Origin of the sequence: Enterococcus sp. VV15 (assembly GCF_005236045.1) — a bacterium.
GTDB lineage: Bacteria > Bacillota > Bacilli > Lactobacillales > Enterococcaceae > Enterococcus_B > Enterococcus_B durans.
This window is the reverse complement of record NZ_QPTY01000021.1, coordinates 21,971-42,359: the sequence shown is the minus strand read 5'-3', so window position 1 is coordinate 42,359 and position 20,389 is coordinate 21,971. Positions and strand designations below refer to the sequence as shown.

Annotated in this window: 19 protein-coding genes; 16 read left to right on the top strand and 3 right to left on the bottom strand. The window is 39.7% G+C overall.

The features are described from left to right. The first annotated feature begins 51 nt into the window (after positions 1-51). From DVW83_RS08890 to deoD, 7 genes are all read left to right on the top strand, one after another. Positions 52-1,140 (top strand): BMP family lipoprotein, encoded by a 1,089-nt coding sequence (locus DVW83_RS08890; protein ID WP_104660472.1) that lies wholly within the window; start codon positions 52-54, stop codon positions 1,138-1,140. A gap of 648 nt (positions 1,141-1,788) precedes the next feature. Next, complete coding sequence (locus DVW83_RS08885; protein WP_104660473.1) at positions 1,789-3,351, top strand: ABC transporter ATP-binding protein; 1,563 nt, start codon at positions 1,789-1,791, stop codon at positions 3,349-3,351. Beyond that, entirely contained in the window at positions 3,344-4,477 is a 1,134-nt protein-coding gene (locus tag DVW83_RS08880; protein ID WP_104660474.1) for an ABC transporter permease, read from the top strand. Before DVW83_RS08885 ends, DVW83_RS08880 begins: the two co-directional genes overlap by 8 nt. Then, entirely contained in the window at positions 4,477-5,433 is a 957-nt protein-coding gene (locus DVW83_RS08875; RefSeq protein ID WP_005880836.1) for an ABC transporter permease, read from the top strand. The genes DVW83_RS08880 and DVW83_RS08875 overlap by 1 nt, the downstream gene beginning before the upstream one ends. 98 nt (positions 5,434-5,531) lie before the next feature. Further along, positions 5,532-6,698, top strand: coding sequence for a phosphopentomutase (gene deoB, locus DVW83_RS08870; protein ID WP_104660475.1), 1,167 nt, complete (start codon positions 5,532-5,534; stop codon positions 6,696-6,698). A 208-nt stretch (positions 6,699-6,906) separates the two neighbouring features. Beyond that, positions 6,907-7,725, top strand: a complete 819-nt coding sequence (locus tag DVW83_RS08865; protein WP_104660476.1) for a purine-nucleoside phosphorylase — start codon at positions 6,907-6,909, stop codon at positions 7,723-7,725. Between the two features lie 19 nt (positions 7,726-7,744). Then, complete coding sequence (gene deoD, locus DVW83_RS08860) at positions 7,745-8,452, top strand: purine-nucleoside phosphorylase (RefSeq protein WP_005880831.1); 708 nt, start codon at positions 7,745-7,747, stop codon at positions 8,450-8,452. A 68-nt stretch (positions 8,453-8,520) separates the two neighbouring features. Here the strand turns inward: deoD and gpmA are convergent, their stop codons facing one another. The 3 genes from gpmA to rpiA all read right to left on the bottom strand — a co-directional run bounded on the left by gpmA (position 8,521) and on the right by rpiA (position 11,111). Further along, positions 8,521-9,207, bottom strand: coding sequence for a 2,3-diphosphoglycerate-dependent phosphoglycerate mutase (gpmA, locus tag DVW83_RS08855; protein WP_081133709.1), 687 nt, complete (start codon positions 9,205-9,207; stop codon positions 8,521-8,523). Positions 9,208-9,715: 508 nt separating this feature from the next. Next, a complete protein-coding gene (locus tag DVW83_RS08850; protein WP_005880827.1) occupies positions 9,716-10,297 on the bottom strand; it encodes a recombinase family protein in 582 nt (193 codons plus the stop codon). A gap of 130 nt (positions 10,298-10,427) precedes the next feature. After that, positions 10,428-11,111: a ribose-5-phosphate isomerase RpiA gene (gene rpiA, locus DVW83_RS08845; RefSeq protein ID WP_137239302.1), complete on the bottom strand. Its 684-nt coding sequence runs from the start codon at positions 11,109-11,111 to the stop codon at positions 10,428-10,430. A gap of 312 nt (positions 11,112-11,423) precedes the next feature. On the opposite strand from rpiA, the gene rpsL reads away from it, so the two are divergent. From rpsL to DVW83_RS08800, 9 genes are all read left to right on the top strand, one after another. Continuing rightward, positions 11,424-11,837 (top strand): 30S ribosomal protein S12, encoded by a 414-nt coding sequence (gene rpsL / locus DVW83_RS08840; protein WP_002294318.1) that lies wholly within the window; start codon positions 11,424-11,426, stop codon positions 11,835-11,837. An 89-nt stretch (positions 11,838-11,926) separates the two neighbouring features. After that, positions 11,927-12,397 carry a 30S ribosomal protein S7 gene (gene rpsG / locus DVW83_RS08835; RefSeq protein WP_005880823.1) on the top strand — a complete coding sequence of 157 codons (471 nt, stop codon included), beginning with the start codon at positions 11,927-11,929 and terminating at the stop codon, positions 12,395-12,397. 91 nt (positions 12,398-12,488) lie between these two features. Continuing rightward, on the top strand, positions 12,489-14,576 hold the full coding sequence (fusA, locus tag DVW83_RS08830; RefSeq protein WP_104660478.1) for an elongation factor G: 2,088 nt from the start codon (positions 12,489-12,491) through the stop codon (positions 14,574-14,576). Positions 14,577-14,749: 173 nt separating this feature from the next. After that, on the top strand, positions 14,750-15,937 hold the full coding sequence (gene tuf / locus DVW83_RS08825; protein WP_005880819.1) for an elongation factor Tu: 1,188 nt from the start codon (positions 14,750-14,752) through the stop codon (positions 15,935-15,937). 190 nt (positions 15,938-16,127) lie between these two features. After that, a complete protein-coding gene (locus DVW83_RS08820; RefSeq protein ID WP_137239300.1) occupies positions 16,128-17,615 on the top strand; it encodes a BglG family transcription antiterminator in 1,488 nt (495 codons plus the stop codon). Then, positions 17,599-18,084, top strand: a complete 486-nt coding sequence (locus DVW83_RS08815; protein WP_016177183.1) for a PTS sugar transporter subunit IIA — start codon at positions 17,599-17,601, stop codon at positions 18,082-18,084. Before DVW83_RS08820 ends, DVW83_RS08815 begins: the two co-directional genes overlap by 17 nt. Positions 18,085-18,106: 22 nt before the next feature. Further along, positions 18,107-18,421: a PTS fructose transporter subunit IIB gene (locus DVW83_RS08810; RefSeq protein ID WP_104660480.1), complete on the top strand. Its 315-nt coding sequence runs from the start codon at positions 18,107-18,109 to the stop codon at positions 18,419-18,421. Between the two features lie 14 nt (positions 18,422-18,435). Beyond that, positions 18,436-19,515 carry a PTS fructose transporter subunit IIC gene (locus tag DVW83_RS08805; RefSeq protein WP_123863144.1) on the top strand — a complete coding sequence of 360 codons (1,080 nt, stop codon included), beginning with the start codon at positions 18,436-18,438 and terminating at the stop codon, positions 19,513-19,515. 18 nt (positions 19,516-19,533) lie between these two features. Then, the gene (locus DVW83_RS08800) at positions 19,534-20,385 is read left to right on the top strand and encodes a class II fructose-bisphosphate aldolase (protein ID WP_104660482.1); all 852 of its coding nucleotides are present in this window, start codon (positions 19,534-19,536) and stop codon (positions 20,383-20,385) included. The last annotated feature ends 4 nt before the right edge of the window (positions 20,386-20,389 follow it).

Below are 20,389 nucleotides of genomic sequence, written 5' to 3'. Positions count from 1 at the left end.
GTCAGCTGACTGTTGAAAAATAAAACAATTATTTTAGGGGGCTTTACAGAAATGAAAAAAGCAAAATTATTTGGTTTAGGTGCTGTAGCGTTATCTGCTGGGTTATTATTGGGCGCATGTGGCAACGGCGGCGATTCAGACTCTACTGATTCCACTGGTGGAGGCAGCTCTTCAAAAACAACAACTGCAGCATTGATCACAGACACAGGCGGTGTCGATGACCGTTCATTCAACCAGTCAGCTTGGGAAGGACTAGAAGCTTGGGGGAAAGACCATGATCTTTCACGTGGAAATGATGGATTCCAATATTTCCAATCATCTAATGAATCAGATTATATTCCAAACATTGACCAAGCCTTGAATGCCGGATTTAAAACAATATTTGGGATTGGCTATAAATTAAAACCTGCGATAGAAGAACAAGCTGGTTCTAATCCTGAAACAAACTTTGCGATTATCGATGATGTAATCGAAGGAAAAGACAATGTCGTTTCAGCAACATTTAAAGATAACGAAGCTTCTTATCTTGCGGGGATTGCAGCGGCATACACAACTGAAACAAATATTGTTGGATTTATCGGTGGGGTAAAAGGTGAAGTAATCGATCGTTTTGATGCTGGATTTAAAGCTGGTGTTGATGCTGGAGCGAAAGCTTTGAATAAAGAAGTAAAAGTTTTGAACCAATATGCAGGTGACTTCTCAGCACCAGATAAAGGTCGTTCAATTGCACAAGGTATGTACGCTCAAAACGCGGATATCATTTTCCATGCTTCAGGTGGTACTGGTAACGGTGTATTCCAAGAAGCTAAATCATTGAATGAATCTGGCGACAAAAAAGTTTGGGTAATCGGTGTTGACCGTGACCAATCTGACGAAGGAGACTACACTTTAAATGGGGAAAAGAAAAACTTCACGTTGACATCTACACTTAAAGGTGTGGGAACTGTTGTAGAAGACTTAGCACAAAAATCAGCTGACGGTAAATTCCCTGGTGGCGAACACACAGTTTATGGATTGAAAGAAGACGGTGTGGGTATCACTGAAGGTCAACTTTCAGATGAAGCGAAAAAAGCAGTGAATGAAGCAAAAGAAAAAATCATTTCAGGAGATATCAAGGTACCAGAAACTCCTAAAAGTTAATTAAGTTTTATTCGATAGAGGTCGGGACAGAAGTGTTTCACTCCGAGAAATAAGAAGGGATTCACGGGAATTGTTTTTCACATCTTTGTGCATCTTCAGATTATTTTTTCGAAGGGGGGCTTTTGTTCCCGCCATTTATTCATATTTAGAGTGTGAGGCAAAAGTATTGCTTACTTTTGTCCCATATTTTATGAATAAATATATTTCGATCTATTGTTTCTTTATCAAGGTGTTGTAAGAAGTGGGTTGTTTTTGACGTCTTGTCTCATCGGAGCAAAGTGCTTCTTTCATAACCACTGTTAAATGGTGTTCAAAAGCCAACTCCTTGAAATAAGCCTGAATTTTTAAAAATATGAAAAGCTATTTTTAAAAATTATTTCTTATTGTCATCGGAGCAAAACGGCCTTTTCACAACCTCTATTAAACGGTGTTCAAGAAGCTGTCCTTCGGCAATAAATCAAAAAAACTCAAAATATAAGAAGCTATTTCGAGTTTTTCATCTTTATTGCTCAGGACAAAGCGCTTCTTTCACAACCTCTTGATAAGGGAACAATCCCCTGAAGTATTTTGCTTCATTTTAAGATTTATATAGAAATAGAAATCTTTGTCAATCGTTGCCTAGACAGAAATCGTTAGGATGTGAAAAATGTGGTTCAAGAAAATATTGTCATAGAAATGCGGAATATCACCAAACAATTTGGTACATTCAAAGCAAATGACAACATCAATTTACAAGTGAGAGCTGGTGAGATCCACGCTTTGCTTGGAGAAAATGGTGCCGGGAAATCAACATTGATGAATGTACTATCGGGTCTTTTAGAACCGACTTCAGGTGAGATCCTGATGCATGGGAAAGAAGTGAAGATTACAAGCCCAACAAAAGCTAATCAGCTAGGTATCGGAATGGTCCATCAGCATTTTATGTTAGTGGATGCTTTTACGGTCACAGAAAATATTGTTTTGGGTAGCGAACCCAGTCGAGCAGGGGTGCTTAATCGTCGCAAAGCTCGTGAAGAAATCAAAAAACTTTCAGAGCAATATGGGTTGTCGGTTAATCCAGATGCCTATGTTCGTGACATCTCTGTAGGGATGGAGCAACGGGTCGAAATTTTAAAAACACTTTATCGTGGAGCAGATGTATTGATCTTTGATGAACCAACCGCTGTATTGACTCCTCAAGAAATTGATGAATTGATTCTTATCATGAAAGAGTTAGTGAAGGAAGGCAAATCAATCATTTTGATTACGCACAAATTAGACGAAATCAAAGCTGTAGCTGACCGTTGTACTGTCATCAGACGTGGACAAGGGATCGGTACGGTCAATGTGAAAGATGTCTCTTCTCAACAATTAGCAGATATGATGGTGGGACGTACCGTTTCATTTAAAACAATGAAGAAAGAAGCACGTCCGCAAGAAGTAGTATTGTCCATTGAAAATCTAGTAGTCAAAGAAAATCGAGGACTAGACGCAGTCAAAGATCTTAGCCTAGAAGTACGGGCTGGTGAAGTACTAGGGATTGCGGGTATCGACGGGAATGGTCAATCTGAGTTGATCCAAGCATTAACAGGCTTGCGAAAAGCAGAAAGCGGCACAATCCGCTTGAAGGGTGATGATATTACCAATAAGAAACCGCGTAAAATCACAGAGTCTGGCGTAGGTCATGTGCCTGAAGATAGACATAAATATGGACTGGTACTAGATATGACTTTAGCTGAAAATATCACTTTACAGACGTATTATCAAAAACCATATAGTAAGAATGGGTTACTGAATTACTCGGTCATCAACGAGCATGCACGTGACTTGATCGAAGAGTACGATGTACGGACAACAAATGAAGTCGTACCGGCAAAAGCACTCTCAGGTGGAAATCAGCAGAAAGCGATCATTGCACGTGAAGTGGATCGTGATCCAGATTTATTGATTGTTGCGAATCCTACTCGAGGACTAGATGTAGGAGCCATTGAATTTATTCATAAACGTTTGATTGAACAAAGAGATAAATTCAAAGCTGTTTTATTGATTAGTTTTGAGTTGGAAGAAATCTTGAATGTGTCGGATCGAATCGCCGTGATCCATGAAGGGAAAATCGTCGGTATCGTCGATCCAAAAGAAACATCTGAAAATGAACTAGGATTACTTATGGCGGGCTATTCTTTGGAAGAAGCAAGAAGAGAGTTAGAAAAGGTTGGTGGCGCACATGAATGATCGCAGTGAGAAGTTTCGTAATCTGCTAGTACCGGTATTTTCAGTAATTTTAGGATTGATCTTAGGCGCTATTTTGATGGCTGCTTTTGGATTCAACCCAATTCAAGGTTATTCTTCGATGTTGGATGCTTCACTTGGTTCACAACGAAGTATCGGAGAGACATTAAGACAAGCAACGCCTTTGATTTTTACAGCGTTAGGTTTCTCGGTAGCTAACTCTGCGGGCTTCTTTAATATCGGGCTTTCAGGACAAGCGCTTTGCGGTTGGATCGTTAGTGTCTGGGTAGCATTGGCATTTCCTGATCTGCCAAAAGTGGTTTTATTGCCGCTTTGTGTGGTCTTAGGTGCCTTAGCAGGAGCGATGGCAGCAGCTATTCCTGGTTTGCTACGTGCCTTTTTTGGAACAAGTGAAGTAATCGTAACGATCATGATGAACTATATTTTACTTTATCTTAGCACATTCGCTTTACACGATATCATGCCGGAAAGCTACCGTTCTAGTTTGGATTCATCAAACTTAGTTGGACAAAATGCCTCATTGAGAGTGCCTTGGCTTACTCAAATGTTCGGGGGTTCCCGTGTAAATGCAGGATTGTTTTTAGCACTTATTGCTTTGTTCCTCGTTTGGTTGCTTATGAAGAAGACAACGCTGGGATTTGAAGTGCGTTCGGTCGGATTGAATCCTTTTGCTTCGGAGTATGCAGGGATGAGCAGCAAGCGTACGATTGTTTTATCTATGGTGATTTCAGGCGCTTTAGCAGGGCTAGGCGGAGTAGTTGAAGGACTAGGAACATACCAAAACTTCTTCGTTCAAACCACTTCACTATCCATCGGTTTTGATGGGATGGCGGTTTCGCTATTAGGTTCTGGATCAGCAATTGGAATCCTTCTTTCAGCGATCTTGTTCAGTATCTTGAAGATCGGTGGACTGGGAATGCAGACAGGTGCAGGAGTACCATTTGAGATCGTGAATGTTTCGATCGCCTTGATTATTTTCTTTGTCGGAATCAATTTCTTGATTCGCTTTATCATGGCAAAACTATTCCAAGGAAAGAAACAAGCAGCAATCGTTGCAACGGTCGAGTCGAACCCAACAAGTCAGAATAAAGAAGGAGGAGAGCTCTAATGTCAACAGTCGAATTGATTGCTTTGATCCTTACATCTACACTCGTTTATTCAACGCCGTTGATCTTAACCTCTTTAGGTGGAACTTTTTCTGAGCGCAGTGGGATCGTTAACGTAGGTTTAGAAGGTATCATGGTCATGGGTGCATTTAGTGCGGTTGTTTTCAACTTGACGATGAGCCCTGAATTAGGTGCAATGACGCCTTGGATCGCTATCCTAGTTGGTGGGGTCGTCGGTGTCTTATTCTCCTTGCTACATGCAGTAGCAACGGTTAGTTTACGTGCAGACCACATTATCAGTGGTACGGTCATCAACTTGATGGCTCCCGCATTAGGTGTATTTTTAATCAAAGCATGGTATGGTAAAGGTCAAACGGATAACATCTCCGTAAACTTAGGGTATTTCTCCTTCCCAGGTCTATCAGATATTCCTGTGATTGGACCGATATTCTTTAAAAATACCTTTTTACCAGCTTATTGTGCGATCTTGATTGCTGTTCTTGCGTGGTTTATCATCTTTAAAACCAAGTTTGGACTACGTCTACGTTCGGTTGGTGAGAATCCTCAAGCCGCAGATACACTAGGAATCAATGTATATGCGATGCGTTATTCAGGTGTATTGATCTCAGGTCTTCTAGGAGGAATGGGCGGCGCTGTTTTTGCACAGTCTATCTCAGGTAATTTTTCTGCCGGAACAATTGTTGGGCAAGGGTTCATTTCAATGGCAGCAATGATTTTTGGTAAGTGGAATCCGCTAGGCGCAATGGCCGCTTCTTTATTCTTCGGTTTTGCGCAAAGCTTAAGTATCATCGGCGCACAATTGCCAGTGATTTCTTCAATACCGCCAGTTTTATTACAGATCGCGCCTTATCTATTAACGATCATTGTTTTGGTCATTTTCTTAGGAAAAGCATCTGGGCCTAAAGCAAACGGTAAAAATTATATCAAATCAAAATAAACTTTTAGTGCATAAAAAGGGCGGGTTACGGGAACTATTTTTCGGCTCGTCCTTTTTGATTTATATAGTTAAAAAATAAAAGGAAAGAAGGAATATTCATGTTTAAACGTGTACATTTGATCGTCATGGATTCAGTTGGAATCGGAGAAGCACCTGATGCAGAAAAATTTGGTGATAAAGGTTCAGATACACTAGGCCACATTGCAAAAGAAGCAGGTTTGACCATTCCTCATTTAGAACAATTGGGACTAGGAACGATCCGTCCATTAGAAGGAGTAGAAGCTGTAGCTGATCATCAGGGGTATGTGACCAAATTAGAAGAAGTGTCTGTTGGTAAAGATACGATGACAGGACATTGGGAGATCATGGGTCTAAATATCAAAACGCCATTTCGTGTGTTCCCTAATGGATTTCCAGAGGAGCTTCTAAAACAAATCGAAGAATTCTCCGGTCGTAAAATCGTTTGTAACAAACCATATAGTGGAACCGCTGTTATTGATGATTACGGCGAACATCAAATGAAGACAGGCGATTTGATCGTGTATACCTCAGCAGATCCAGTTTTGCAAATTGCGGCACATGAAGAAATCATTCCTTTAGAAGAATTATATCGGATCTGCCAGTTTGTCCGTGACATCACGAAAGATGATCCATATATGATCGGTCGGATCATTGCCCGTCCTTATGTCGGCGAACCAGGCAACTTCACACGGACAAGTAACCGTCATGATTACGCACTAGATCCATTTGGCCATACGGTATTAGATTCATTGAAGGATGCAGGCAAAGATGTAATTGCTGTTGGAAAAATCAACGATATCTTCAATGGTCAAGGGATAACAGAATTTGTTCGCACGAAGAGCAACATGGATGGTGTCGATCAATTGCTAAATGTCATGAAAAAAGATTTTACAGGGATCAGTTTTACGAACTTAGTTGATTTTGATGCCTTGTATGGTCATCGTCGTGATGTAGTAGGGTACGCACATGCGATCGAAGATTTTGATTTACGAATACCTGAATTATTGGATGCAATGGCAGAAGATGACTTGCTGATGATCACGGCTGACCACGGAAACGATCCAACATTCCCTGGAACAGACCATACACGGGAATATGTTCCATTACTTGTCTACAGCAAAAAAATGAAGGAACAAGGCAGTTTATCTCAAGGATACTACTCTGACATTTCTGCAACGATCGCAGAGAACTTTGATGTTCCAGCAACTGAAAATGGCGAAAGTTTCTTGAAACTGTTGAAATAATTAAAAAACGAGATTGGGACAAAAGTAAGAAACACTTCTGTCCCAATCTCGATTCAAGAAGAGTTCATGTAAAGGATTTTGTAAAAGAGCCATCTTGCTTTAAATGATAAAAATCAGCTGTTGAGAATGTGGAGACCATTTGTTTGAACAAAATGAAGAATTCTACAAATGATCAATAGAGAAAAATTTTTAAAATAGGAGAAAGTAAATGACCCAATTAAGCGAAATGTTACAAGAAACGACGCAATTTATTCAGTCAAAAGGAGTAAAAGGAATCGATTTTGGTTTGATCCTAGGTTCAGGATTAGGTGAATTAGCAGAGGAAATCGAAGAAGCTATCACGATTCCTTACGATCAGATTCCCTTCTTTCCAACATCAACAGTTGTTGGGCACGCAGGTCAACTTGTTTACGGCACGTTATCTGGAAAAAAAGTATTAGCGATGCAAGGACGTTTCCATTTTTATGAAGGCCATTCGATGCAGACAGTGACATATCCCGTTCGTGTCATGGCAGCATTAAAGGCACACTCAGTGATAGTCACAAATGCTTGTGGTGGGGTGAATGAATCATTTGCTCCTGGCGATCTAATGGTGATTACCGATCATATCAATTTCACTGGCCAAAATCCATTGGTTGGACCAAATGATGATGAAATCGGTCCGCGCTTCCCGGATATGAGCGATGCGTACACAGCTAGCTATCGTGAAATCGCACAAAAAGCAGCGGAAAACTTAGCATTGAATCTAAAAGAAGGCGTATATATGGGATATTCTGGCCCAACTTATGAAACGCCCGCAGAAATCCGAATGTCACGAACAATGGGGGCAGATGCTGTCGGCATGTCTACGGTTCCGGAAGTGATTGTAGCGGCACACAGTGGTTTGAAAGTATTAGGGATTTCATGTATTACGAATCTTGCAGCAGGAATGCAAGCAAATCTGAATCATGAAGAAGTAGTAGAAACTACACAACGTGTCAAACAATCTTTTAAAGCACTGATCAAAGAAGTGCTAGTGTTACTATAAAACAAAAGGAGCAAGGAATATGAGTGTGCATATTGAAGCAAAACCGGGAGAAATCGCAGATAAGATCCTACTACCAGGAGATCCATTACGGGCAAAGTATATCGCTGAAACATTTTTAGAAAATCCTGTATGTTATAACGAGGTTCGTGGAATGCTTGGCTTTACAGGTACGTATAAAGGAGAACGAGTTTCTGTGCAAGGAACAGGAATGGGGATGCCTTCTGCAACGATCTATGCCCATGAACTGATCCATTCATATGATGTGAAGAAATTGATCCGAGTAGGGACTTGTGGCGCATTATCAAAAGATGTCCATGTTCGCGATTTAGTTTTGGCACAAGGAGCAGCTACGAGTTCTTCCATGATCGAAAAGAATTTCCAAGCATTTCATTTCCCACCAATCAGTGATTTCGATCTACTATTAAAGGCGTATGGACTAGCGAAGGATAAAGGGTATAGAACACATGTTGGCAACGTACTTTCAGAAGATACGTTTTATAAAGATGATTTGACTGAAACATTCAAATTAGCTGAACTAGGTGTTTTAGGTGTTGAGATGGAAGCAGCTGCCTTATATTATTTAGGTGCAAAATATCATGTTCAAACACTGGCGATCATGACAGTTAGTGACCATTTGATTACTGGAGAAGAAACATCCGCAGAGGAACGCCAGACAACATTCAATGAAATGATCGAAGTTGGTTTGGAAACAGCGATTGCAAAATAAAAAGAAAAAAACCTTAGGGATCAACGGGTAAGTTGATTTCCTAAGGTTTTTTGACCTATAATTTTTGATTATAAGTAGTATTTTTTAGCAACTGTTAAATCATCGTTTAATTCATAAACAAGTGGTTGACCAGTTGGGATTTCAAGATCCATGATGTCTTCATCAGAGATTCCTTCAATGTGTTTTGCTAAAGCACGTAGAGAGTTACCGTGTGCAGCTACTAAAACAGTTTTGTTGTCTAGTAAAGCTGGAGCGATTTCGTCTTGCCAGAATGGTAAAGCACGTTCCAAAGTAACTTTTAAGTTTTCGCCACCAGGAATATCGCGTTTGTCTAACATTGCATAACGACGATCGTTTGCAGCAGAACCTTCGTCACTTTCGTCCATTAATGGAGGAAGAGTGTCGTATGAACGACGCCAGATGTGTACTTGGTCATCCCCGTATTTTTCAGCTGTTTCTTTTTTGTTCAAACCTTGTAACTTACCATAATGACGTTCGTTTAAGCGCCATGATTTGATTTGAGGAACCCATAATTGGTCTGAGTATTCTAAAATCAAGTTACATGTTTTGATTGCACGAGTTAAAACAGAAGTATAAGCAACGTCAAATTCGATTCCAGCTTCTTTGATTTTGCGTCCGCCTTCTTTTGCTTCTTCGATTCCTTCTGGTGCTAAGTTTACGTCAGCCCAACCAGTAAATTGGTTTAATGCATTCCATTCACTAAGACCATGACGAGAAAAAACTAATTTTGGCATGTTTAGCTCTCCTTTAAGATAGGTTTTATTTCTGAAAATTTCAGTTCTGCTTTATTGTACAATTTTTTTGCCTAGATTTCCATTGAAAAATGAAGTTAGTTCCTTGAGAAAAGGATCAATAGAAGATAAAAGAACAAAAAACAGCGTAATACGCACTTTTTACATTTCGAATCACCTGATGAGAGGTCCATTCGTAAACGAGGGTACTTTAAAAGAAAAACAACGAAATTTTATAGAAGTAAATAGGAAATAATAAGTACATCACATCATTGTTAGAACAAATTTTCTCTATGTTTACGAGTTTTTCTGAAAAAAGGTCGCTACATAAAAAAGAAGTATCAGAACACCTTTTCATGTTCTTGATACTTCTTTTTTAGAGCAGAGTCTCTTGCCTCGGATAACCATTGCTCACAGTATGATCCATGGCACTAAGTTCGATAATCCTTCAACCTCACCAAGTGGAGAGATTCATTTTTTTATTTCAGTCAAAATGAGTTGGCACAATCGGTTAAGATAACTGCTGGATCTCTTTTTCTGGGAGGTTGATATATTTATAACACGTTCCGACTGATACACCACATTTTGAAGAAATCAATTGAATCGTTTCTTTTTTCTCGTAGTAAAGTCTGCGGATTTTTTTGATTGTTTTTGGATCGATTTTTGGTCGTCCGCCAATTTTTCCTTTTTTACGTGCTTCGTCGAGGCCTACTAAAGTACGTTCTTTGATCAATGAGCACTCCATAGTAGCTAAGCCTTCCATTAACTGGAAATAAATTTTTCCCATTGGTTCACGAGTATCGATTTCTTCGTGAAGACTGACAAGGTGTAACCCACGGTCTTTGAATAATTGCGTTAGTTCTGTTAATTGTCGGGTCGACTTTCCTAAACGATGCAGCTGGCAGATCACTAAAGTATCACCTTGGCGCATTTCTTTGATGACTTTTTCTAAACAAATGTTATCAGACATGGCATCCTTCGACTCATATGTCTCGTGAAAAATTTCTTGACAACCAAAATTAGAGAGTTGTTCAACCTGTGATGTTAGATCAACATCATTTATGGTTGTGCGTGCATAACCAATAATCTTCATGGTGATTCCTTTCTAGCAATGATTTTCTGACTATCTATGACAGTAAGAATGTAGCATAAAGTCTTTTAAAAAGATAGTTTTTTATGTTTGTTTAAACGCGTCGTTTTTTACAGAAATCGTAAAAAAATTTCTATTTTTGAAAATGGGTATCGGTCACTGTGACGCCTCCATCGGCACCGACGATGACTTTTGTCACCATATTCAAAAATAGTCCATGTTCGACTACACCAACGAGTTGGTCAAGATATGTTGCTAAGCTTTCAGGATCTTCAATGACATCAAGATGAAGGTCAATGATGTAATGACCGCCATCAGTAACTAAAGTTTCGCCAGTTTCAGTTGATCGGAGCACAGGATTGTAGCCTTTTTTAGTGAAGATACGCATCAATTGTTGTGAACCGTAGGGAATGACTTCTACAGGAAGAGGGAACTTGCCCAGTTTAGCCACCAGTTTCGATTCATCAACGATCCAAATGGTTTGTTTTGAATAAGTTGCCACGATTTTTTCGAAAAGAAGCGCTGCGCCACCACCCTTGATTCCTTGGAAATCTTGGCTGATTTCATCCGCGCCGTCAATCGTTAAATCGACCTCTGTAACTTCATCAATACTCTTTAAAGGGATGCCGAGTGTTTCAGCTTGTTCTTTTGTTGCATTTGAAGTAGTTACACCAGTGATCTTCAATCCTTCTTCACGCATTTGACGGCCGATTTCTTCTACCATATAGTAGGCAGTTGAGCCTGTACCTAATCCGACGATCATTCCGTCTTTTACAAATTTTGCAGCTTCGATACCAGCTAATTGTTTTAGATTCATTTTTTGCTTCCACCTTTTTTTGAGTCTGATCTTTCATAGCTATTTTATATGGAAACCGTATAAAAAGATACCAAACATTTGGAGTATTTTGTTGGTTTGAAAAAAAAGTACAACACTAGTTGACATCCTTTTTTATTCATGATATTCTAACCAAGGTGCTTTATCTACAGGTCTCTATTTAAGAGGCGTGCTGACTGTTTATCAAAGCATATTTGATAAAGATGCATAGATTGCATTTATTTTTTATCGCAAAAAAAGAACCACCTGGATGTGTGGAACTAGACGCGAATAGTGGGAAGGAGGAAACAAGGAATGCCTACAATTAACCAATTAGTACGTAAACCTCGTAAATCAAAGGTGGAAAAATCAAATTCACCTGCTTTGAACAAAGGATATAACAGCTTTAAGAAAACTCAAACAAACGTGAACTCTCCTCAAAAACGTGGGGTAGCAACTCGTGTGGGTACTATGACACCTAAAAAACCGAACTCAGCTTTACGTAAATATGCTCGTGTTCGTTTGTCAAACTTAATTGAAGTTACTGCTTATATCCCAGGGATTGGTCACAACTTACAAGAACACAGCGTGGTACTATTACGCGGTGGACGTGTAAAAGACTTACCAGGGGTACGTTACCACATCGTTCGTGGCGCACTGGATACTGCTGGTGTAAACGATCGTAAACAAAGCCGTTCTAAATACGGTACTAAAAAACCTAAAGCTTAATTTTAATTATTAAACAAATGAAACTTGCTTCTACTTAATAAGTAGCGGAGCAATTACTATGAATATTATTTCGGAAGGAGGAGTTACGGATGCCACGTAAAGGTCCTGTTGCAAAACGTGATGTTTTACCAGATCCTATTTATAACTCAAAATTAGTAACTCGCTTGATCAACCGTGTAATGGTTGACGGAAAACGCGGTGTTGCAGCTAATATCATTTATAACGCCTTTAAGATTGTTGAAGAATCTACAGGTAACGACCCACTAGAAGTATTTGAACAAGCAATGAAAAATATCATGCCTGTTCTTGAAGTTAAAGCTCGTCGTGTTGGGGGTTCAAACTATCAAGTACCAGTTGAAGTTCGCCCTGAACGTCGTGTGACTTTAGCGCTTCGTTGGATTGTTAACTACGCTCGCTTGCGCGGTGAACATACAATGGAAGAACGCTTAGCAAAAGAAATCATGGATGCTGCAAACAACACGGGTGCTTCTGTTAAAAAACGTGAAGACACTCATAAAATGGCTGATGCCAACCGTGCGTTTGCTCACTATCGCTGGTAAGATCCTCTCTGCGTGGTCGGTTTTATACCGACCATCAGAAAGTATCCTTATTTTTAGCAACTAGATAGTAAAGAGAGGAGAAACAAGGAGAATGACCAGAGAATTTTCTTTACAAAACACTCGTAATATTGGTATCATGGCCCACATCGATGCTGGTAAAACGACTGCTACTGAACGTATCTTGTACTATACTGGTAAAATCCATAAAATTGGTGAAACTCATGAAGGAGCTTCACAAATGGACTGGATGGAACAAGAACAAGAACGTGGGATTACGATCACTTCTGCTGCTACAACAGCACAATGGAAGGGTCACCGCATCAACATCATCGACACACCAGGACACGTAGACTTCACAGTTGAAGTTGAACGTTCATTACGTGTACTTGATGGTGCTGTAACAGTTCTTGATGCACAATCAGGTGTTGAACCTCAAACTGAAACAGTTTGGCGTCAAGCAACAACTTACGGTGTACCTCGTATCGTATTCGCAAACAAAATGGATAAAATCGGTGCTGATTTCTTATATTCAGTATCAACATTACATGATCGTTTACAAGCAAATGCTCATCCAATCCAATTACCAATCGGTGCGGAAGATGACTTTACAGGTATTATCGACCTTGTAACAATGAAAGCCGAAATCTATACAAATGACTTAGGGACTGAAATCGAAGAAAGAGAAATCCCTGAAGAATACCGTGAATTAGCGGAAGAATGGCGCGAAAAATTAGTGGAAGCTGTAGCTGAAACTGATGAAGAACTTACTTTGAAATACTTAGAAGGTGAAGAAATCACTGAAGCTGAGTTAAAAGAAGGAATCCGTCGTGCAACTCTTAACGTTGATTTCTACCCAGTATTATGTGGTTCAGCATTTAAGAACAAAGGGGTTCAATTATTATTGGACGCAGTTCTTGCTTACTTGCCATCACCGTTAGATATCCCTGCTATCAAAGGGATTGACCCTAAAACTGATGAAGAAGTTGAACGTCCAGCAGACGACAGCGCTCCTTTCTCAGCTTTAGCATTCAAAGTTATGACTGACCCATTCGTAGGTCGCTTAACTTTCTTCCGTGTGTACTCTGGTGTCTTGAAATCAGGTTCATACGTACAAAACGCTACAAAAGGCAAACGCGAACGCGTAGGTCGTATCTTACAGATGCATGCTAACTCACGTTCTGAAATCTCTGAAGTTTACGCTGGAGATATCGCAGCTGCAGTTGGTTTGAAAGATACAACTACTGGGGACACACTATGTGATGAAAAGAATCTAGTTATTCTTGAATCAATGGAATTCCCAGAACCAGTTATCCAAGTCGCTATTGAACCAAAATCAAAAGCTGACCAAGATAAAATGGGTGTCGCTTTGCAAAAACTATCTGAAGAAGATCCTACTTTCCGCGCTGAAACAAACGTTGAAACAGGCGAAACGATCATCGCTGGTATGGGTGAACTTCACTTAGACATCATCGTTGACCGTATGCGTCGCGAATTCAAAGTTGAAGCTAACGTAGGTGCTCCTCAAGTATCTTACCGTGAAACTTTCCGTTCTGGCACTCAAGCCGAAGGTAAGTTTGTACGTCAGTCTGGTGGTAAAGGTCAATACGGTCACGTATGGATCGAATTTACACCAAACGAAGAAGGCGCAGGCTTTGAATTTGAAAATGCGATCGTCGGTGGGGTTGTTCCACGTGAATACATTCCAGCTGTTGAAACTGGATTGAAAGATGCTATGGAAAATGGTGTCTTAGCTGGATATCCATTAGTTGATATCAAAGCTAAACTTTACGATGGTTCATACCATGATGTCGATTCAAATGAAACTGCCTTCCGTGTTGCTGCTTCTATGGCATTACGTGCAGCAGCTAAGAAAGCAAATCCAGTTATCCTTGAACCAATCATGGCTGTTGAAGTCGTTATCCCTGAAGATTACTTAGGTGATGTTATGGGACACGTTACTGCACGTCGTGGTCGCGTTGAAGGTATGGAAGCACGCGCTGGCGGACAACAAGTTGTTCGTGCGATGGTTCCACTTGCTGAAATGTTTGGTTATGCTACAACTCTTCGTTCAGCCACTCAAGGTCGTGGTACTTTCACTATGACATTTGACCACTACGAAGATGTACCAAAATCAGTTCAAGAAGAAATCATTAAGAAAAACGGCGGAAAAGCTGAATAATTTCTTAAAACCGGATCGTCCGTTTAACGGATTATCCAAAGAGACTATATTTTTAATATAGTTTCGTGTAAAATAATTATCGATGATATGGGCATGTGGGTGACCGTCTGGTTACCACATACCTATCAGACAAATAAAAAAATTATATTGTATTTTTAGGAGGACATTTTAAAATGGCAAAAGAAAAATTTGACCGTTCTAAACCACACGTTAACATTGGTACTATCGGACACGTTGACCATGGTAAAACAACTTTAACAGCAGCAATCACAACAGTACTATCTAAGAAAAACGGCGGCCAAGCTATGGCTTACGATCAAATCGATGGTGCTCCAGAAGAACGCGAACGCGGAATCACAATCTCAACGGCTCACGTTGAATACGAAACTGACGCTCGTCACTACGCTCACGTTGACTGCCCAGGACACGCGGACTACGTTAAAAACATGATCACTGGTGCTGCACAAATGGACGGAGCTATCTTAGTAGTTTCTGCTGCTGATGGCCCTATGCCTCAAACTCGTGAACATATCCTATTATCTCGTCAAGTTGGTGTTCCTTACATCGTTGTATTCTTGAACAAAGTGGATATGGTCGATGACGAAGAATTACTAGAATTAGTTGAAATGGAAGTTCGTGACTTATTAACAGAATACGAATTCCCTGGTGACGATGTTCCTGTAATCGCTGGTTCAGCTTTGAAAGCTTTAGAAGGCGACGCTTCATACGAAGAAAAAATCCTTGAATTAATGGCTGCAGTTGACGAATATATCCCAACTCCAGAACGTGACAACGACAAACCATTCATGATGCCAGTTGAAGATGTATTCTCAATCACTGGTCGTGGTACTGTTGCTACAGGTCGTGTTGAACGTGGACAAGTTCGCGTTGGTGACGTTGTAGATATCGTTGGTATCGCAGAAGAAACAGCTCAAACAACAGTTACTGGTGTTGAAATGTTCCGTAAATTATTAGACTACGCTGAAGCTGGAGACAACATTGGTGCTTTACTACGTGGTGTTGCACGTGAAGACATCCAACGTGGACAAGTTTTAGCTAAACCAGGTACAATCACACCTCATACAAAATTCTCTGCAGAAGTATACGTGTTGACTAAAGAAGAAGGTGGACGTCATACTCCATTCTTCACTAACTACCGTCCACAATTTTACTTCCGTACAACTGACGTAACAGGTGTTGTTGAATTACCAGAAGGAACTGAAATGGTTATGCCTGGCGACAACGTAACAATGGAAGTTGAATTAATCCACCCAATCGCTATCGAAAACGGTACTAAATTCTCAATCCGTGAAGGCGGACGTACAGTTGGTGCCGGTGTCGTTACAGAAATCAAAGCTTAATTAGATTAAGCCTAAAAAGTTACATCTACTCGGACGTTGAAGTCTGGAATGAAAGATCTCTTGATCTTCATTCCAGGCTTTTTTTATTTTCTCGAAGAAGCTAGATGTTTCAACTGTCCAAATTAATGGACAGAACAAAAAATCAGATAAGAGAAATTTCGATTATAGTTATGGACAAGGGGGGAGTCAAATGCAGCTAAGTAGAAGAGAAAAAGAAATGATCGAGTGTTTTATCAAACATGGATTGACCCTTACAGCCCAAGAACTAGCTGGATTTGCAAATGTTTCCACTAAGACGATCTATCGGGCAATCAGAAAAATCAATGAGGCATCTAAACATGGAGATATCATTTTGGCAGAAGTCGGTAAAGGGTTCCGTTTAGATTATGCTAACTATTTAAAAGAAAATGTTAAGAATACTGTAAGCAGAAGTAGACAGGGACCTTTGGAAAGAAGAAATGAAATATTGTTAACTTTATTGTTCAAATCACCGAAAAAATTATTGATCCATGAGTTGTTCCATCCTTATTACATCAGTGATCCAGTAATCAGTAATGATCTGAATAAAATCAGCTTGTTCTTGAAAGACAATGACCTGAAACTCAAACGTCACGGACAGAGAGTAGGGATCGAAGGGGTAGAACGAAATATTCGCAAAGTCGTCAACATGTTGTTGAGCTTCAATTTATTAGAGGATAAACAATCTTTCACAAATAACTATTCGACCAATTCATTTGATATCAACTTTATTACAACGATGCTGGAATATATTGAGCAACAATTGGTCAGCGGAATTGCGTATCCTTATGGGATGAATATCTTTTCACATATTTATATTTTATTGAAACGTTGTCGGGAAGGAAACATTCAATTAGAAGATGAATCTTGGTGCCTAGAAGAGGAAGACCAGAGAATCATTCAATACAATCAAGAACTATATGAGTTAGCACGTGTAGTGATGGATAGAATGGGGAATTATCTAAATATCTCTTTACCAGAAAGTGAGACATTTTATCTCTTTCAATACTTGGTATCTTCTAGAGTAGAAAATGGCGCAATCAGCTATCAGAATCTATTCAGTGAGGCGAAAGAGATCACGCAATTTTTCTCTATGAGTATGAGTCAACTAATGGGGATTGCTATTGATCAAGAATTGTATCAGCAAGATCTATATAACCATATCCAACCCCTCTTGTACCGATTGAAACATCATATCATCATCAAAAACGATTTATTGAATGATATCGAATCAGAATATACCCAAACATTCAAACAAGTAGCCTATGTCAGTCAAATGGTTCAACAAGTATTCCATACGAACCCTATTTCAAAAGATGAAATCGGCTTCTTGACCCTTTATTTTGTGAAATACAAGGAACTTATCTCTATAAAAAAAAGAGTGTTGATCATGTGCAGTAGTGGTGTCGGGACTTCTGAATTATTAAAAGTGAAAGTCAAAAAGGCATTTCCTGAATTAGAGATCATTGCTGTTGTATCTGCGCGCCAGTATCAAAAAAATCAGACACAGTTTTCTAATATCGACTTGATTCTAACGACTGTCCATCTCACTATTTCTTCTGAAACACCGATGATTTTAGTGAATTCAGTATTTACGAAACAAGACGAAAATCGTGTGAAAGAGAAGTTAGGAGAGATAGAAAATGGGAGTGAAAAATGAAACAGAATTTAGTATTGCTGATGTGATCACCGAGGAGTTGATCTATCTAGAAATGAAAGCGAAAACAAAAGAAGAAGTAATTCGTGAATTAAGTGAATTACTAGAAAAGAACGGTAGTATCACGAATGTTGACGAGTTTTTAAAAGATGTCTTTCAACGTGAAAAAGAGGGAATGACAGGTATTGGAAATGGTTTAGCTATTCCCCATGGCAAATCCAAAAGTGTACTTAAAACATGCTTGGCAGTCGGTAAAGTTTCAACACCGATCAAGTGGGAAACATTAGATGATCAGCCAGTCCAAGTGATTATTTTATTTGCAGTTAAAGACACAGATGCAAACACCGTCCACATCAAATTATTGCAAAAGGTAGCCATGCTGTTAGCAGAAGAAACGTTTATTGACAACTTGATACATGCAACAACTAAAACAGAATTCATGGCTCTACTAGCAAAAGAGCCATCTGAATAATAAAAAAAGGAGGAAAGTAAACATGAAGATTGTTGGAGTAGCCGCATGTACCTCAGGAATTGCCCATACGTATATCGCTAAGCAGAAACTAGAAAAAGCTGCTAAAAGTTTAGGGCATGAGGTCCACATTGAAACACAAGGAACGATTGGAACCGAAGATGAACTAACAGCAGAAGAAATCGCACAGGCAGACGTTGTGATCCTTGCTACAGATATAAAAATCGGGGGCAAAGAACGCTTCAGTGGGAAAAAGGTCATTGAAATACCAACGAGTATGGTGATCAAAGCACCTAAAGGATTGATAGCGAAAATCGAGACGGACATCAATAAAACGTAAAGGGGAGAAGTGGAATGTTTCAGCGCTTGCAATTAAAAAAGCATGCATTAACAGCTATTTCGTATATGTTGCCCATCGTGGTCACCGCTGGACTGTTGATAGCAATCGGGAATTTGACTGGTGGAACGGTCATAACAGATTATCAAGTAACGTATACTGTACCAGATGCTTTGGTTTCTTTAGGTGTATTAGGGATGGGTTTATTGGCGCCTGTTATTTCAGCGGCAATTGCTTATTCCATTGCTGATCGACCAGGAATTGGCCCAGGATTATTTATGGGATTGATTGCTAATGCCATTGGGGCAGGCTTTTTAGGTGGAATGCTAGGTGGGTATTTAGTCGGCTTTTTCGTTTTGTTTTTAGTGAAGCATGTAAAGGTACCAGCTTGGGCACAAGGATTGATGCCGATGATGATCGTCCCACTCGTTTCTACGCTGATCGTAGGACTCCTTTTGTTCTTTGTGGTGGGTATTCCGATTGTTTGGGCAACAGAAGCACTTACTGGATTTTTACGTGAGTTACAAGGTTCTGGGAAATTTTTATTTGGAGCAATCGTGGGTGGAATGGCAGCTTTTGACTTTGGTGGTCCAGTAAATAAAGTTGCTTCATTATTTGCGGATGGATTATTGCTGGAAGGCGTGCAGGAACCGGAAGCGGTCAAAGTCCTTGCTTCGATGGTCCCACCATTTGGTGTCACCATCTCGTGGATCCTATCAAAAATAGCACGTCAGGCAAAGTATTCTAAGGAGGAAGAGGACAATATCAAATTAGCTTTTCCAATGGGGTTATGCATGATCACAGAGGGAGTGATCCCTATTGCAGCAGTTGATCCGATACGTGTGATGATTTCTTGTACGGTAGGAGCGGCGGTCGGTGGTGGTCTAAGTATGTCTTGGGGAGTTGGTTCTCCTGTTCCTTCGGGAGGAGTATTTATTATTCCAGCAATGAGTGATCCGTTGAAATTCACTCTAGCGTTGCTCATAGGCTCGGTTGTTTCAGGAATTTTGTTATTTGTACTGAAAAAAGCACCCGCTGCTAGTACATTAGCGGAAGAGGAAGAAGAAATCGATTTTTCTTCGATTAAAATATCCTAACGAGTAAAGGAGAACATCATGTATGTTTCAATGAAAGAAATGCTAAAAAAAGCAAATCGAGAAAACTATGCAGTCCTGGCAATCAATTGTTTTAATTTAGAAACTGCTCAGGCAACTATTCAGGCAGCGGAAGAGATGCATGCACCGATTATCATTGATTTGCTACAAGATCATTTGAAAGAACATCTTAGCTATCTTTATCTAACAAAGCCGATCATTCGCATGGCAACAGCGGCAAAAGTACCTGTGGCATTAAACTTGGATCATGGGCAAGATGTAGCTTTTGTAAAACAGTGTCTACATGAAGGATTCTCTAGTGTCATGATGGATGCTTCGAGGTATGCATTGTATAAGAATATCGAGATTACTAAAATGATTGTTCAGTTTGCGCAAACATATAATGCAAGCGTAGAAGCAGAAGTTGGCAATATGGGTGCTGTGAACGGCGATCAGTTTACAGATACTAAAATGTATACAGATCCTAAAGAAGCGATTCATTTTATTAATGAGACTGGTGTGGATTGTTTAGCTATTTCTTATGGGTCGAGCCATGGAGAGTATCCCGAAGACTATCAACCTAAGTTTCAGTTTGATATCATCAGCAAAATCAAAGAAGCAACCCATTTACCGCTTGTTTTACATGGTGGTTCAGGAGCAGGTGAGGCGGTGATCCTGCGTTCTGTCAAATTAGGTATCAATAAGATCAATGTTGGATCAGATTTTATGAAGACCCAAAAAAACTCTCTTTTTCAACTATTAAAAGAAAATCAGACGATCGAGTATCCTGAATTACTCCGTCAAGCATCCTTAGCAGGAAAAGAAGTAGTAAAAGTGTATATCGAACTTTCGGGTTCTAAAAATAAAGCATAAGAAT